The organism is Aliirhizobium wenxiniae (assembly GCF_014201355.1).
GTDB classification, from domain to species: domain Bacteria; phylum Pseudomonadota; class Alphaproteobacteria; order Rhizobiales; family Rhizobiaceae; genus Neorhizobium; species Neorhizobium wenxiniae.
On sequence record NZ_JACHEG010000013.1, the window covers coordinates 68,033 to 84,317 of the forward strand.

Below are 16,285 nucleotides of genomic sequence, written 5' to 3' on the forward strand. Positions count from 1 at the left end.
GTGAGGTTTTAGACGTTCTTTCAGATTAGATTCGCCGTCAATATCCGCATTCGGAGAAAGACCGTGAATCTTGCCGCCCCGCTTGTATCTCCAACAGACAAAAGCCCGCTTTCCCGCTTCCATCACGATCTTCTGCAGCATGACGACGTGCACGCCCACATGCGCAACGACCTGGTTGGTGCGTCCGCCAAGATCGACGGGCAATACGGCATAAAAGATCTCGTCTATGCAGATTATGTCGCTTCCGGCCGGGCCTTGTTCTCCATAGAGCGCTTCATTCTGGAAGAGGTCTTGCCCTATTATGCCAACAGCCACACCGAGGCCTCCTATTGCGGTGGCTTCATGACCCGCTTGCGGCGCGAAGCACGGGCACTGATCGCGGGCTTTTGCGGGGCAACCGAGGCCCATGCCGTGATCTTCACCGGATCCGGTGCCACTTCCGGCATCAACCGCCTGGTCAAACTGTTTGGCGTCACCGACGCCATCGCGTCAGGCCAGCCCGTGCGTGTCATCCTCGGTCCGTACGAGCACCATTCGAACATCCTTCCCTGGCGCGAAAGCCAGGCGGAAATCATCGAGATACCGGAAGGCCCGACAGGTGGACCTGACCTGGAGAAGCTTGAACAGGCTTTGCGCCAAGGCGCTCCAGCGCTGACGATCTGCAGTCTTTCGGCTGCCTCGAACATCACCGGCATCGTCAGCGACGTCGCAAAGATTACCGAGTGCGTGAAGAACGCAAGCGCAAAGATGATCTGGGACTATGCCGGCGCAGGTCCTTATGTGCCGATCTCCATGCAGCCCAAGCCCGGGGTCGAGATCGATGCGATCGTGACATCCCCCCACAAGTTCATCGGTGGACCGAGTGCATCCGGGATTCTGATTCTCCGCCGCGATGCGCTGACAACGGAAAAGCCCTCATGGCCGGGCGGTGGCACGGTCAGGTTCGTCTCGCCGACGACCCATGACTACAGCAGCAGTATCGAGGCACGCGAAGAGGCCGGGACGCCGAATGTAGTCGGCGATATCCGTGCCGCGCTTGCCTTCATCGTCAAGGATGCCATCGGCGCAACTGAGACGGAAAAGCGGAACACGTCGCTGGCGAAGCGTGCTTTTACTGCCTGGAAGGATGTTCCCAATCTGGAACTCCTTGGCCTTTCGGAGCCGCAACGACTGCCGATATTTTCGTTTCGGGTGAAGGATGGCAAAGGTGGCTACATCCACCAGCAGCTTGTGACACGCATGCTCAGCGACCGTTTCGGCATCCAGGCACGCGGCGGCTGCGCCTGCGCCGGGCCTTATGTCCACCGTCTGCTTGGTATCGATGATGGACAGTCGGAGGAAATGCGGCAGGCCATTCTGGCTGGTAACGAAATCAGGAAGCCCGGTTTCACCCGCCTGAACTTCAGTGTCCTTCTCTCGGACGCCAAGGTCGAATTCATCCTTTCGTCCGTCGCCCAACTGGCGAGGGACGCGAGCAAGTTTGAGAATGACTATGATTTTGATCCGGCCCGAGCGATCTTCTTTCCCCGTTTCGCCAAAAAGGTCGCCTGACCAATGCAGCGGCCCGAAGTCTCGGCATTTTATGACGCCCGCACCGGCTCGGTGCAATATGTCGTATCCGATCCTAAAACGAAGAAATGCGCCATCATCGATCCCGTTCTGGATTTCGACGAGAAGTCCGGATCAACCGCGACCGCGAATGCCGATGCAATCCTCGCCCGCATTGCCGACAACGGGCTGGTGGTCGAATGGATTCTCGAAACGCATCCCCACGCCGATCACTTCTCGGCTGCACAATATCTGAAATCGCGTACAGGCGCACCGACTGCGATCGGCGAGAAGGTCAGAGGCGTTCAGGCAATCTGGAAAGATCTCTACAACTGGCCCGATCTTGCCTGTGACGGCAGCCAGTGGGATCGCCTTTTCGCAGACGGAGAGATATTCCGGATCGGGGAACTCGAAGCCCGCGTGATGCATTCTCCGGGCCATATGCTTGCCTCCGTCACCTATGTCATTAGTGACGCAGCCTTCCTTCACGACACATTGTTCATGCCGGACAGTGGCTCCGCGCGTGCCGATTTCCCGGGAGGCAGTGCAGCCGCTCTGTGGAATTCCATTCAGGCGATCCTTGCTCTTCCGGACGATACGAGGCTGTTTACAGGCCACGACTATCGACCGAACGGACGGGCAGCATGCTGGGAGTCCAGCGTCGCCGAACAGAAAAACACGAATCCACACGTCAACGGCAAATCCGCCGAGGCTTTCATCCATCTGCGCGAAAGCCGCGACCGGACCTTGCCGATGCCGAGATTAATTCTACACGCGCTGCAGATAAATATCTGCGGGGGACGCCTGCCGAAGGAGGAGACGAACGGCACGCGCTATCTCAAGATCCCGCTTGATGCACTGCCAGGCTCGATCTGGTAGCCCGGCGTGAGTGATCTTGTCCCGCAAGCGGTTCTCGCCATAGGTTCCGGTTCGCTGATCGGCTTCGTGCTCGGGCTTATCGGCGGCGGCGGATCCATACTCGCAACGCCGCTTCTTCTCTATGTCGTCGGAATAAAGGATGTGCACACGGCGATCGGGACTGGTGCGATTGCAGTCTCCGTGAACGCTTATCTCAACCTTGTCAGCCACGCCGCTCGCGGCCATGTCTGGTGGCGTTGCGCCCTCATTTTCACGATTGCCGGTACGCTTGGCGCCTATTTCGGCTCCAGCCTCGGCAAACTGGCAGATGGACGCAGCCTTCTTTTTACGTTCGGCCTGCTGATGATGTTCGTCAGTCTTGTGATGCGGCCAGCGAATACGCAGGCCGATACGACACCGCGATCCTTGACGCCTGCAGACTACCGCAAGACGACAGTCGTCGCACTTCTCACCGGCCTTTGCTCCGGCTTTTTTGGAATAGGCGGCGGCTTTCTGATCGTGCCGGGTCTTTATTTTGCGACACGCATGCCGCTGATCAATGCCGTCGGATCATCCTTGCTCGCCGTCGGCACATTCGGCCTGACGACCGCGGTCAATTACGCTCTGTCAGGCCTGGTCGATTGGCATGTCGCGGGCAATTTCATTGCCGGCGGCATCGGCGGTGGAGTTGTCGGCACGCTTCTCGCCACGCGGTTATCGAAAAGCAGAACGGCGCTCGTCCAGATTTTTTGCTGGGTGATCCTCACCGTCGGTCTCTACATTCTGTGGCGCAGCCTGGATTGAGCGCTCACGCAATCGCAAGCTCCAAGGCTTTAATTGGGTCAGATTGAAAGGTGATGTGTTGCGTTTATCAAGTTCGTCCGAATGGAAAAATGACCGATCCTAGTAGAGCAAGGCAAGATGGCCCTCGCCAACGGTTCTCAAGGTTGCAGCTTCGGGTATAGGGTTGGCATTCACATCAAACGCTATGGGCCGGCGGTTGCGCTCGATCTTCGGGTCGGGCACCGGGATCGCGGAAAGCAACGCCCGCGTATACGGATGCTGCGGATTTTCGAAGATTGCTTCGCAGGGCCCGATTTCGACGATCCTGCCACGTAGCATAACGGCAACGCGATGGCAGAGATAGCGTATCATCGAGAGATCGTGAGCGATAAACAGGTAGGTCAGGCCGAGTTCATCTTGCAGATCCTGAAACAGGTTGACGATCTGTGCCTGGATGGAGACGTCGAGCGCTGTAATCGGTTCGTCGGCAACAATGAAGGCCGGATCGAGCGCGATACCGCGAGCGATGCAGACCCTCTGGCGCTGGCCACCGGAAAATTCATGCGGATATCGCGTCATGAAGGACGGATCGAGACCTACTTTGCGAAAAAGCGCGGCAACCCTGTCGTTCCGCTCGGACTTGTTGGTTACAGCTCCATGTACAATCAACGGTTCGGCAACGAATTCGCCCACGGTCATGCGTGGATTGAGCGACGAATAGGGATCCTGAAAGATGATCTGCATGTCGCGTCGATGCGGTTTCAACAGCGACTTTGACAGGCCCGTGAGATTTTGCCCCTTGAAGATGATATCGCCGCTGGTCGGCTCCTCAAGCTGCAGAAGAACGCGGCCCGTCGTGCTCTTGCCAGAACCGGATTCTCCGACCAATCCAAGTGTTTCGCCCGGAAATATCTCGAAGCTCACATTATCGACTGCTTTCAGCGCCGGTGCGGCTGAACCGAACAGACTGCGGCCACCACCGAATGTCTTGCAGAGGCGGTCGGCGATCACGAGGGGCTTTTGCGGCGGCGCGATAGTCCGGTCAACGCTCATACCTTTGCCTCCTGCTTCTTGAGTTCTTCACGCAGGTCATACCAGACCGCAGCCTTGTGGCCCGGAAGGCTGCCTTCCATCTGTTTCAACGGTGGCGTCTCGCGCAGGCATCGCTCGGTGGCAAATGCATTGCGCGGCGCAAAGGGATCACCGATCGGTTCGTTTATCAGATTCGGCGGATTTCCGGGGATCTGGTAAAGGCGCGTCTCGCCGCGCTTGCCGCCATGCGGCAGCGACTTCAACAGACCCCAGGTATAGGCGCTGCGAGGATCTTCGAACACGGCATCCACCGGTCCACGCTCCATGATGCGTCCGCCATACATGACCTGGATCGTATCGGCCAGCCCCGCGACCACGCCCATGTCGTGAGTGATCCAGATTACCGTCGTGCCGATCTTCTTCTTCAGATCACGGACCAGATCAAGGATTTGCGCCTGAACGGTTACGTCAAGCGCCGTCGTCGCCTCGTCAGCGATCAGAAGCTTCGGATTGCAGGCAATACCGATCGCGATCATCACCCGTTGACGCATGCCGCCGGAGAATTCGTGTGGGTACTGGCCGATACGTGCGCGGGCATTAGGAATGCCAACAAGTTCCAGCAATTCCACGACACGCTCGCGCGCCTGGCTTTTCGAAAGATTGAAGTGCCGCCGCAACGGTTCGGCAATCTGGCGTTCAACAGTCAGCACCGGATTGAGTGAAGTCATCGGATCCTGGAAAACAAAGCCGATTTCCTTGCCGCGCAGGTCGAACAACTCGCGTTGAGACAGCCTCAGCAGATCCCGACCTTTAAAATAGACCTCGCCGCTGACGATACGTCCCGGCGGGCGGGCGATCAGCCCGACCATGGACAATGCATGAACGCTCTTGCCGGAACCGGATTCGCCAACAATGCCGAGCGTTTCGCCCTCTTCGATCGTGTAGGAGACATCGTTGACCGCATGCACAGTACCGGCAGGCGTATCGAAGACGACGGTGAGATTGCGGACATCGAGAAGCGGTGCCATTGCGTCAAAACTCCGAAGGACCGTTGGAAGACGCGCGTAAATTCATGAAAATCATCGCGCAGTCCTCAGTTTCGGGTCGAAATAGTCACGCAGCCAGTCGCCGAGCAAATTGACGCTGAGAACGGTGAGAAGAATGGCGAGACCCGGGAAGGTCACAATCCACCAGGCAGTCGTAATATAGACGCGACCATCCGCCAGCATCCGTCCCCAGCTTGGGCTCGGAGGCTGAACACCAAGGCCGAGAAAGGACAAGGCTGCGTCCATGATGATGATACGTGCGAGTTCCAGTGTCGCAATCACCAGAACCGGCGTCATGACATTTGGAAGCAGGTGCTTGATCATGATCCGCCATGTCCCGGCACCGATCGCATGGGCCGACAGGATGAATTCGCGTTCGCGCAGCGCCAGAACCTGGCCGCGGATGATACGGGCGTAACGCAGCCAGCTCGTCAGGGCCAGAACGATGACCAGATTTTGCGTCGAGGCGCCGACTGCCGCCACCACCAGCAGTGCCAAAAGCATCAGGGGCAACGCCAGCTGGATATCAACGACACGCATAAGGATACGATCGACGATGCCACGATAATAACCGGCGACGATACCGAGCAAAGTTCCGACGGCACCTCCGAGGATGACGGCACCTGCCGCGATCAGCAATGTCGTGCGGCTGCCGTAGAGGATGCGCGAAAGAATATCCCGGCCGAGTTCATCGGTTCCGAGCGGGTGAGCACCGGGCGAGAAGAGGCCAGTCCATGTCGGGGCGACCATGCGCGAAGTCAGGCTTGAGCGGATAGGCGACGCCAGCCCCAGATACGGCGCCAGAATTGCGCCGGCGACGAAGAGCATAACGAGCACGAACCCGAATAGTCCGGCGCGGCTTCTCAAAAGGGCAGAAAGGAAAGGTTTCATGACCGCGCTCAGCCTCGACGAATACGGGGATCGAGTACGCCGTAAAGCAGATCGACCAGCAGGTTGACGAAAACGAAGATAGCGGCAACGAGCGTGACACCGGCTTGGATGACGGGAAAGTCCTGCGCCTGAATGCCCTGGACGATGACGCGCCCGACGCCCGGCCATGCAAACACCGTCTCGATCACCACAGAACCGCCCAGCAATTCACCAGCGATGATGCCGATCATCGTCACGACCGGGATAAGAGCGTTACGGGCGATATGCCAGAAGAACACGGTGCGAGGCATCAGGCCCTTGGCGCGCGCGGTGCGGACGTAGTCTTCGCGCATGATGTCGAGAAGCGAGGAACGCAGGAGGCGCGCGATGGATGCGGAAACGAAGACCGATAACGTAAGGCCCGGCAAGATGTAGTGCAGCCATGTTCCTGCCCCTCCAGTGGGAAGAAGCCCAAGTTCGACCGAAAACAACAGGATCAGCATGATGCCGAGCCAGAAGGTCGGGGTTGCCTGGCCGAGCAATGCTGCGACCATGACGATGAACTCTGCCACCGTACCACGCATCAAAGCGGCAATGGCACCAGCAGCGGCACCGATCAGCGTACCGAAAAGCAGAGCAAGGCCCGCAAGCGATGCGGTGGCAGGCGTACGTTCCAGAACAACGTCGAGTGCAGGCCGAGTGTGCTGGAATGAGATACCGAAATCGCCTTTCAACATCGAAAGCAGAGAGTGGAAATATTGTTCAAGCAGCGGCCGATCGAGACCGAGAGCCGCACGCAAGTTGTCGATTTCCTGCTGGCCTGCGCCGACCGGCACGAGAAGTACCGCGGGATCACCCAGGATGCGACTGACGAAAAATACGATCGTCACGACACCCCAGATCGCAATGAAAGCCTCGATCAGCTTGGTCAGTAGATAACGCGTCATGCCCGGCCTCCGGCTCGTGCGGTGGCGAAAATCTGTCTTGCCTGTTCTTTATGAATCATCGTCATGCGCTTCCAGAAAATCACGAGACCGGACAGTTAAGCTACCCATGAAAGAAGATCATTCTCATTTTCGAATTGTCTTCCGTAAAGCGCGTTGACCACCACGAGGCCCGCCTTGTGCAATGGCACGGGAACTCCGCTTTTATCCGCAAGCGCGATGACCGGCACGATGCCGAACGGCACGTCCTCGGTGACGAACCGCGTGTCGGTGGTTACCGGGCCGGGTGGGCCTTTACGTTTTTCGTGAACCGCCGCAGCCATTTCCGCGAGCGTTCGACCGGGCTCGAAGCCGAATGTCAGATGGTAGTGTTCATGCACCGTGCGCACCGTCACGCCGTAGGCTTTTGCGACAGCCAATCTTTCGGCATCGAGCGCTTCGATCATGCGGGCGACGGAGGGTGTAATCCCGTCGTAATTGGCCCAGTATTCGCCCTTTTCGATGCGGGTGAAGTTGCATAGCGCGCTGGCGAGATGGATCGGCGGGTTTAGATTGCTGAGCGCAATCGCCGTGATCTCGGCCACTTCAGTAAAGCGATCGCCGAACAGATCCCTGCATAGTGCGATAGCCGAACCATCGCCGCCTGCAGGCAGAACTGCAGCCTCAAGCCTGGATCGGATACCGCCGATGGAAATGCTGTGCGGACCGGAACGACGCGACATCAGTGCGGTCGTTGCCCAGGCTACGACGTTTGCAGCTATGCCGCTGGCCTGCAACCGCTGCCATAGATAGGTTGCGCTCAAGGAAAGCTGAGCGCTGACGATGAATGTCTGTCCGCTTCTGGCGAAAGGAGTAATGGCGTCGATGACGACCTTGTGCCCATAACCGGGCACGGCGATGATCACCACTTCCGCATGTTCCATAAGCACTTGAGGGTCGCTTGCGAATACCGGGCGGAAACGCGTTTCCAGAACTCCGGACACCTCCAGTTCCGCGCCGCGCAGTTCCGCGCCGCGCAGTTCCGCGGCACTTTTACCCGACGGTGACCAAAGGACAGGGTCGTTCCCTCTCTCGGTCAGCATTGCCGCATAACCGAGGGCAACACCGCCACATCCCACGATACCAATGCGCATGCCTGTTCCCCTTGTTTATCGGCATCTGCTTGTCCGCATCGATGCACCGAGGCTCGCCCGGCGCACCGGAGCGCCTCAGATGTCCAGACCGTAGATTTCGCGCGCTGCCTTTTCGGAAATGCGGCCTTCGCGCAGATCCTTGCGAACCAGTTCCCGATCGCGTTCCTTCGGATCGCCGTAACCGCCGCCAGACGACGCAACCATGGCAACCGTCTGGCCTGCACCGACGATGCCGGCACGACGTTTCAGCGGCGCAACGCCTTCGCCCAGTTCGACATTGGTCGTGCGGCCGTCCTGACCGCCAAAGAGACCCCATGGCGGGATAACCGCATTGGTGCCGCCGGCGGAAATCGTTGCCGTATGGTCGAGGATTTTCACCTTGCGGCGCATCGTCATGCCGCCGCGGAATTTGCCGGGACCACCGGAATCTTCGACAAGTTCATAACGTTCGACCATGACCGGATGCTCGTATTCGAGCGCTTCGATCGGGATATTGGCGGTATTGGTCGTGTGGACCTGCACGCCATCCAGCCCGTCCATATGGGCGCGGCCACCCATGGAGCCGCCGCACATCTCGTTGTAGACATAGAAGCGGCCGGTACGCGGATGCATGCCGCTGAAGGTCAGAAGACCGCCGCCGGTGCAGGCTGCGCAGACCTCTTCCGGAATAGCCTTTGAGAGTGCTGCGAAAATCAGGTCGACCAGGCGCTGACCCGGGTCGGTACGGCTGTAAACTGCAGCCGGTGCGACGGCGTTGAACAACGTGCCTTCCGGTGCTGTCACATGGATAGCGCGGTGGAAGCCGGAATTGGCTGGAATATCAGGATCGACCAAGGCCTTGACGGCAAAATAGACCGTCGCCAGCGTTGCCGTCATCACCATGTTGATCGGCGCACGCACCTGCTCGGGGTTGCCGGCAAGATCGAAGAAGATCTCGTCGCCCTTCACCTCGATCTTCACCTTGAGGTCCATGACGTCTTCGACAAGATTGCTGTCGAAGCGGCAGCTATGTTCGTAGACGCCATCCGGGATACGGGCAATGCCGGCGCGGGTCTTGCGGTCGGCATAGTTCAACACCTCGACGCCGGCAGCTGCGACGATCTGCTTGCCGTATTTTTCGCACAGCGCCTGATAGCGCTGCACGCCAAGGCGATTGGCGGCCATCTGGGCTCGGAAGTCGTTGATGCGCTCGCGCGGCACCTGGCAGTTCAGCAGGATCAGATCCATGATATCCTGCTGAAGCACGCCCTTGCGATAAAGTCGGATCGGCGGAATGCGCAAGCCTTCCTGGAAGATATGAGCATGGCCGCGATCGACGAAATCCGAATGGTGGGCAAGGTTCGTTACCCAAGCGACGAGTTCGCCTTCGAAGAACACCGGTTCCAGGAAAACGATGTCGTTGAGGTGGGTGCCACCGCCCGTATGGGCGTCGTTGCCGACGAAGACATCGCCTGGCTCGACTGTGGACAGGTCACACTTGTTCAGCACGTAGTCGGCAATACCCAAAAGCGAGCCGAGATGGACGGGGATACGTTCTGCCTGTGCCAGTGTACGGCCTTCGGCGTCGAAGATCACCGTGGAGCAGTCCTGACGCTCCTTGATATTGGTCGAATATGCGGCGCGCACGATGGCCTTGCCCATTTCCTCGACGATGGTGGACAGCGCGCTGCCGATCACTTCGGTCGTCACGGGATCGACCGCAGGCAGCTTCGTCTTGGGTGAAACAGTCTGGTTCATGGCGCTCACTCGATGATCAGGTTGAGTTGGGAATCGACGGTAGCCGACTGGTTCGGGAGGATGAGCGTGGTGGAATCCATCTGTTCGACAACCGCTGGGCCGGCAACCACATGGCCGGGGCCGAGCAAGGTCCGGTCATAAAGCGGGCAAGGCGTGAAGCCGCCGAGTTCCGGCAGGTAGACGGTGCGCTCGCCAACGACCGCAGCTTTCACCTCTGTGGTTGCCGTCGGATAGGAGTTGACCTCCGCCTTCGGCACATTGCCGATCGCCTCGATACGCAACGTGATGATCTGGATCGGCTCTTCCGCGGCGATATAACCGTAGAGTTGCATATGTGCGCGCTCGAAGCCGGCCTTCATCGCGTCAAGCAATTCCTCACCTGTCAGACCTTCGGGGCGATCGACCGTCAGCTCGTAGCCCTGGCCACCGTAACGCATATCCATCGCAAGTCGGAGATGGCGGTCTACAGCCGGAATTTTTTCCTGCTCGAACCACGCGTCGGCACGTTCGCGCAGCTGCGCAAAACCGTCGTCGATGGCCGAAAGTGATGCAGATGTGAGCGGCGCCATACGGGTAAGCGAGATGTTCGTCCGCAGATCAGCCTGCAGCAGGCCAAGCGCGCACATGATGCCCGGATGTTTCGGGATCATCAGGCGCGGAATATCCAGCTCCTTGGCAAGACGCGCCGCGTGGATCGGGCCGGCACCTCCGAAGGCGAGCATGGTGTAATCGCGCGGGTCATAACCGCGCTCGACGGAAATCACGCGAATCGCCTTTGCCATGTTTGCAGTGACGACCCGGATGATGCCCTGCGCGGCATCCATGACGTCGATGCCGAGATCGGCGGCAAGGCGTGCAACGGCGCGCTTTGAAGCCTCGGCATCGATCTTCATGCGGCCGTTGAGGAGATGAGTCTGATTGAGGACGCCGAGGACAATATTGGCGTCGGTGACGGTCGGCTCTTCGTTGCCGAGGCCATAGCAGACCGGGCCTGGATTTGCGCCGGCGCTGCGCGGGCCGACTTTCAGGAGGCCATTATCGACATAGGCGATCGAACCGCCGCCTGCGCCGACCGTGTGAATGTCGAGCATCGGCACTTTCAGCGGATAACCATGCACGACGATGTCGTTTGCCATCTGCGGCTTGCCGCCGTCGATCAGCGAAACATCGCTCGACGTGCCGCCCATATCGAAGGTGATGAGGTTATTGCTGCCTGTCGCCTTGCCGATCTCCAGTGCCGCCGTCACACCTGCGGCCGGGCCTGAAAGTACTGTGCGAACCGGCTGCTTCTTTGCCGTATCACAGGAAATAACGCCGCCATTGCTCTGCGTCAGGTGCGCTTCCGCATGAACGCCTGCAGCTTCCAGACGCGGCGTCAGCCGGTCGAGATAGCTGCGCATGATCGGGCCGAGATAGGCATTGACCACTGTCGTAGAAACGCGTTCATATTCGCGGAACTCCGGGGCGATTTCGTGCGATACGCTGATGAACGCGTCGGGAATTTCTTCCTCCACGATCTCGCGGATTCGCTTTTCATGGCCCGGCTCGACGAAGGAGAACAGCGTGCAGATGGCGATCGCCTTGATGCCGGCTTCCTTCAACTCCCGCACCGCCTGGCGCACGTCGTCTTCATGAAGCGGCACTGCGATTGTACCGTCATAAAGCACGCGTTCACGCACTTCCTTGCGCATATCGCGGGTGGCAAGCAGCGGCGGCTTTACCGTCTGCAGCGAATACAGTTCGGGGCGCTTCTGTCGGCCGATCTCCAGCACGTCGCGAAAACCGTCGGTGGTGATGAGACCGGAGGCCGCACCGCGCCCCTGGATCAGCGCGTTGGTTCCGACCGTGGTGCCATGACCGAAATAGGCCACCGCATCGGGGCGGGCACCACCTTCGGGAAGCGACTGCAGCCCCTGGACAATGCCGTTTGCGATGCCCTCGGACGGATCGGCCGGTGTTGAGGAAACCTTCCAGACGAACATTTCCTGCTTCGTCTCGTCGAAAATGCAGACGTCGGTGAAGGTGCCGCCGGAGTCGACGCCGATGCGGTAACGGGAAACTGCGCTCTGTGCCACGATAATATGAACCACCGTTGGATTGAAATCTTCAACAAGATTGGCGCCAATTTTGGATGGTGTCAACGCAGCAAATCGCTGATAGGATAAAAACCACAAGCCGGCCCACCGCAGGAGGACGGCATCAAAGGCAGGAAACGGCAGATGGACACGACGGTTGAGACAGGCGGAGAGAAAGATCCGAGACCGCTGATCGAACAGATCGAAACCGACATCTATAGCGGCAAGCTCGCTCCCGGAATGTGGTTGAAACAGATCGATCTCGAAGAGCGGTATCAGTGCACGCGGCTGACATTGCGTCATGCCCTGGAGCAGCTGCAATCGCGCAAAATCGTGCAGCGGCTACCCAATCGCGGCTACTACGTTCCTTCGGTCGATCAGGCCCATGCCAACAACGTTCGCGGCGCCCGCGCCCATGTGGAAAAATCGATTGCGGATGAGCTGATCGCCAATGTCACCGGGGAATCCCTTGCTCGCCTGTCCTATCTTGCAAGCGAATTTTCCGAGACACTGAAAACTGGCACGCTTGCAGATCAGGACGAAGCCAATCTCGCCTTCCATCGCGAACTGCTCACCTCTTGCAAAAACCCCGTCATGGTCGAGATCATCTGGGATCTGCGCCGCCGTGTGCCGCTCGCCGCCCAGCGCGCCAGCAATACGCCGGCGGAACTGGAGCGCTCGGCCCGAGAGCATTTCGAGATGATAGAATGCCTGCGCACCCGTGACGCGGACCGGTTACGCCTCGTCACCGAAAAACATGTGGGCGCCCGGCACCTTCAGAATTGATTTCTACAGCCTGTTCCAACTGAGCAAAAATTTGGTTTGAAATTGGCGCCATTTCATGTTCTCATTTTTGCAATAATTTTGAGGCGGCAAGAACTGCCTCGCGAAACGGGAACAGATCTGGATGCCGACGATAGAGCTCAACGGGGCGACGTTCGTTTATGATGATATCGGCGACAAGGACGCCGAGGTGGTCTTCGCTCTTCATGGAGGCCGTGGGATCGGTGACCGCAAGGGCGAGTTCAATGCCTACAAGTCGCTTTCCGACAACTATCGCCTGATTGCCTATGACCAGCGCGGCTGCGGTGAAACAAGCCTGACACCGCCCTATAACTTCGAACAATTTGCTGACGATCTGGAAGCCTTTCGTCTGCATTTCTGCGGCGACAGGAAGATGATCTTGCAAGGGGGCTCCTTCGGCGGGATGATCGCGCTCACCTATGCGGTTCGCCATCCGCATGGCCTGTCCCGTCTCATCCTCAGGGGCACCGCTCCCAGCCATCACAACGAGGACGACGCTTTTGTCACCTTCAAGGAACGGCTGCACAAGGCGCCCAGCGCATCTGTAACCATGCTGGAAAAGCTGTTTTCCGATAAGGTGAAGGATGACATGGAGTTGAGGCTGATCTGGCTCGCGCTGCAGCCGCTCTATTACGAGGAATTCGATCCGGACGCAGCGCTTGAGCGCACCCGGACCATGCATCTGCACGCCGAGACCCACAACGCGCTGTTTGCGGAACGAATTTATGACGTTCGTGACCGGTTGAAGGATATCGATGTACCGACACTGGTGATTTGCGGCGCCAAGGACTGGATCTGCCCGCCGAACCATTCGCGCTACATTGCGGAGCACATTCCCAAGGCCGAGCTGCTGGAAGTCCCTAACGCCAACCACGCCGTTCATGTGGAAGCCAATGCGACGGTCGTTGCTGCCATCCGTGAATTCCTGGCGCGTACTGCGCCCTGAGCCTCATCCCCCCTTCACCTCACAAGGAAGTCCGAAATGCGCTTTACCAAGACTGCTCTTGCCCTTTATGGCGCGACGTTTCTTTCCATCGCCGGCTTTTCCGCACCTGTCTTTGCACAAGCAACCGATGCGGTAACGATCGCGCTGCGCGTTTCGGTCAATACGCTGGATCCGCACATGAGTGCATCGGTTGGCTCCGACCTCAGCGTCATCAGCCATATTTATCCCGCCCTGATCGTGCGCGGTCCGGACTACAAGCTGAAGGGCGACGTGGCGAAAAACTGGACCATGGTCGACGCGAATACCTGGCGCTTCGAACTGGTTGACGGGGCGCATTTCGCCAATGGCGAGAAAATCGATGCGGCTACGGTGAAATGGAATATCGACCGCGTGCTCGACAAGAGTGTTGGCGCCCGCATCGCCGGCTGGTTCAGTCTCGTCTCCAGCGCCAATGTGATCAACCCGACGACAGTCGAGATCAAGACGTCTTCGCCCTATCCGGCGCTTGCCGACCAGCTGTCGATGTTCTTCCTGCTGCCGCCGGAATGGGCCAAGACCCACAAGCCGGCGACGGAAACCATGTCCGGCGGTCCATACATGATCAAGGAAAACGTTCCGGGCGATCACATCACCCTGGTTCCGAACCCTGAATACTGGGGACAGAAGCCGGACTTCAAGACGGTAAACTTCCGCATCATTCCGGAATCTGCAGCCCGTACCGCAGCGCTCGAGGCTGGTGAAATCGACCTTATCACCGGCCTCCCGACCACCGAGATAAAGCGGATCAACGAGGGCGGCCGTGCCACTGCCGATGCGATCGATTCCATCCGCACGATGCTCGGCAAGTTCAACCACCAGAAGAAGCCGTTCGAAAACCTCAAGTTCCGCCAGGCGATCAATTACGCGATCGACAAGGAGGGCATCGTCGCGTCGATTTTCGATGGCAGAGCAACCGTCTCCGATTGCCAGCTGTTGACCCCGGCATATTTCGGCTACAACCCGGACCTGAAGGCCTATCCCTATGATCCGGAAAAAGCCACCGAACTCCTGAAGGAATCCGGTGTCGATCTCAGCCAGCAGATCGAGATCGAAATTCCAACGGCGACCTATCTGCAGGGCGAGGAGGTTACCCAGGTTATTGCGTCCCAGCTCCAGGAAGTGGGCCTCAACGTGAAGATCACCGAAATCGAGTTCGGCGCTTTCATGAACAAGCAGATCAAGGAGCGCAACCTCGCCCAGATCGCCGTTCAGGGTCTTGCCTGGCCGACGATCGATGCCGATGGCATGCTGACCATGTTCGCACCGGGTAATGTCTACGATTACTGGAACAACGCGGATTTCGGCAAACTGCTCGACGCAGGCCGCGCATCCACTGTTCCCGATGATCGCAAGAAGATCTATGCCGACGCTACCAAGCTGATGTGCGATCAGGCCGGTGCACTCTTCCTCTATGCCCAGCCGGCCACCTACGGCATTTCCAAAAAAATCACCTGGCAGGCCCGTGGTGACGACTGGGTTCGCGCTTTCGACATGAAGCCCGTCAACTGAGGTAATTCGGCACTCCCGAAGATGAGAGGGAGCGCCAGTCTTTGGATTGGCGCTCGATTTTGCATGCCTTCAATCCCTGAGTTCCCTTAAGTCACGGATAGTAAGTGACCATCGCGTAAGCTCTTGAAGGGACGCGAACCGTCGCCCCTGCCATTAGAGGATAGCTATCGCACTACATTTCCTCACAAAGGACCTAGGTTTAGTCCCCGGCTTCGACCTCCACCCAGTCCTGGTTGAGGCGATAGACCGCCTTGCCTCCCAGAGAATAGAGACCATGCTCCATGATATGGGTCTCCATCAACGGAATGACCGCACCGGGCTCGAACGTGAGGATGTTCAGGTGCATGTCGTAACGGACGCCGGAAGGATCGATGAAACGTGTCGATGCCCAGAGGCCTTCGGTATCCGGCATCCAGTCCAGAACACACTCGTCCTCATGCGTGAATATCGCCGGCGGCGCTCCGAGCCCGTCCACCACCTTAAATACCTCGCGCACTCAGTGGAAACGGCAGGCCTTTTCGCTTCGCCGCGCAACGTCCACGTCGAACCGGCGGGAAGATAGGCAAAAGATCCCTCCCGCAAGCTATGTCCAGTTCCGTCGAGCTCGATTATCAGATCGCTGGTTACCACGAATATGGCAGCGGAGGCGCGGATATCCGGCGCCGGCCTGTCGCTGCCGCCGCCCGGCAGCACCTCGATGATATATTGCGAGAAGGTTTCGGCGAAACCGGATAGCGGGCGGCTGATGATCCACGCGCGCGTCTCCTCCCAATGCGGCAGAACGCTGGTGACGACGTCGCTCATCACGGTACCGGGGATGACCGCGTAAGCCGTGGTGAAAACTGCCGTGCTGGAGAAGTTGTGTCTGCCGCGGCAGTCAGCCTGGAGCACTATAGTACTTGCTGTCAGTCATGTTTATTCCCCGGTTATGATAACTCGGGTTTAAGCTCGCCTAACCAAT

At 58.6% G+C, this 16,285-nt stretch carries 13 protein-coding genes and 1 pseudogene; 6 read left to right on the forward strand and 8 right to left on the reverse strand.

Annotated features, from left to right (window positions below; translation table 11 throughout):
• Positions 1 to 63: 63 nt before the first annotated feature.
• Genes HNQ72_RS28510 through HNQ72_RS28520 form a run of 3 tightly spaced genes read left to right on the forward strand, consistent with a single transcriptional unit; the run spans position 64 to position 3,210 of the window.
• On the forward strand, positions 64 to 1,551 hold the full coding sequence (locus tag HNQ72_RS28510; protein WP_244654622.1) for an aminotransferase class V-fold PLP-dependent enzyme: 1,488 nt from the start codon (positions 64 to 66) through the stop codon (positions 1,549 to 1,551).
• A 3-nt stretch (positions 1,552 to 1,554) separates the two neighbouring features.
• Positions 1,555 to 2,427, forward strand: coding sequence for an MBL fold metallo-hydrolase (locus HNQ72_RS28515; protein WP_183997760.1), 873 nt, complete (start codon positions 1,555 to 1,557; stop codon positions 2,425 to 2,427).
• Between the two features lie 6 nt (positions 2,428 to 2,433).
• Entirely contained in the window at positions 2,434 to 3,210 is a 777-nt protein-coding gene (locus HNQ72_RS28520; protein WP_183997761.1) for a sulfite exporter TauE/SafE family protein, read from the forward strand.
• Between the two features lie 99 nt (positions 3,211 to 3,309).
• On the opposite strand, the gene HNQ72_RS28525 is transcribed toward HNQ72_RS28520, so the two are convergent.
• From HNQ72_RS28525 to HNQ72_RS28555, 7 genes are all read right to left on the reverse strand, one after another.
• Positions 3,310 to 4,242: an ABC transporter ATP-binding protein gene (locus HNQ72_RS28525; protein ID WP_183997763.1), complete on the reverse strand. Its 933-nt coding sequence runs from the start codon at positions 4,240 to 4,242 to the stop codon at positions 3,310 to 3,312.
• Positions 4,239 to 5,249, reverse strand: a complete 1,011-nt coding sequence (locus HNQ72_RS28530) for an ABC transporter ATP-binding protein (RefSeq protein WP_183997765.1) — start codon at positions 5,247 to 5,249, stop codon at positions 4,239 to 4,241. Before HNQ72_RS28530 ends, HNQ72_RS28525 begins: the two co-directional genes overlap by 4 nt.
• A 51-nt stretch (positions 5,250 to 5,300) precedes the next feature.
• On the reverse strand, positions 5,301 to 6,158 hold the full coding sequence (locus HNQ72_RS28535) for an ABC transporter permease (protein ID WP_183997767.1): 858 nt from the start codon (positions 6,156 to 6,158) through the stop codon (positions 5,301 to 5,303).
• Between the two features lie 8 nt (positions 6,159 to 6,166).
• A complete protein-coding gene (locus HNQ72_RS28540; RefSeq protein ID WP_183997769.1) occupies positions 6,167 to 7,084 on the reverse strand; it encodes an ABC transporter permease in 918 nt (305 codons plus the stop codon).
• A gap of 95 nt (positions 7,085 to 7,179) precedes the next feature.
• Entirely contained in the window at positions 7,180 to 8,214 is a 1,035-nt protein-coding gene (locus HNQ72_RS28545; RefSeq protein WP_183997771.1) for an NAD/NADP octopine/nopaline dehydrogenase family protein, read from the reverse strand.
• Positions 8,215 to 8,289: 75 nt separating this feature from the next.
• Positions 8,290 to 9,951 (reverse strand): hydantoinase B/oxoprolinase family protein, encoded by a 1,662-nt coding sequence (locus tag HNQ72_RS28550; RefSeq protein WP_183997773.1) that lies wholly within the window; start codon positions 9,949 to 9,951, stop codon positions 8,290 to 8,292.
• A gap of 5 nt (positions 9,952 to 9,956) precedes the next feature.
• Entirely contained in the window at positions 9,957 to 12,092 is a 2,136-nt protein-coding gene (locus tag HNQ72_RS28555) for a hydantoinase/oxoprolinase family protein (protein WP_183997819.1), read from the reverse strand.
• Between the two features lie 78 nt (positions 12,093 to 12,170).
• Between HNQ72_RS28555 and HNQ72_RS28560 the strand changes: the two genes are divergently transcribed.
• The 3 genes from HNQ72_RS28560 to HNQ72_RS28570 all read left to right on the forward strand — a co-directional run bounded on the left by HNQ72_RS28560 (position 12,171) and on the right by HNQ72_RS28570 (position 15,324).
• Positions 12,171 to 12,812 (forward strand): GntR family transcriptional regulator, encoded by a 642-nt coding sequence (locus HNQ72_RS28560; protein WP_183997775.1) that lies wholly within the window; start codon positions 12,171 to 12,173, stop codon positions 12,810 to 12,812.
• A 121-nt stretch (positions 12,813 to 12,933) separates the two neighbouring features.
• A complete protein-coding gene (locus HNQ72_RS28565) occupies positions 12,934 to 13,776 on the forward strand; it encodes an alpha/beta fold hydrolase (RefSeq protein WP_183997777.1) in 843 nt (280 codons plus the stop codon).
• Between the two features lie 36 nt (positions 13,777 to 13,812).
• Positions 13,813 to 15,324, forward strand: coding sequence for an ABC transporter substrate-binding protein (locus tag HNQ72_RS28570; RefSeq protein ID WP_183997779.1), 1,512 nt, complete (start codon positions 13,813 to 13,815; stop codon positions 15,322 to 15,324).
• A 202-nt stretch (positions 15,325 to 15,526) separates the two neighbouring features.
• On the opposite strand, the pseudogene HNQ72_RS28575 reads toward HNQ72_RS28570, so the two are convergent.
• Positions 15,527 to 16,201: pseudogene (locus HNQ72_RS28575) on the reverse strand ((S)-ureidoglycine aminohydrolase); the annotation flags it as partial.
• Between the last annotated feature and the right edge of the window lie 84 nt (positions 16,202 to 16,285).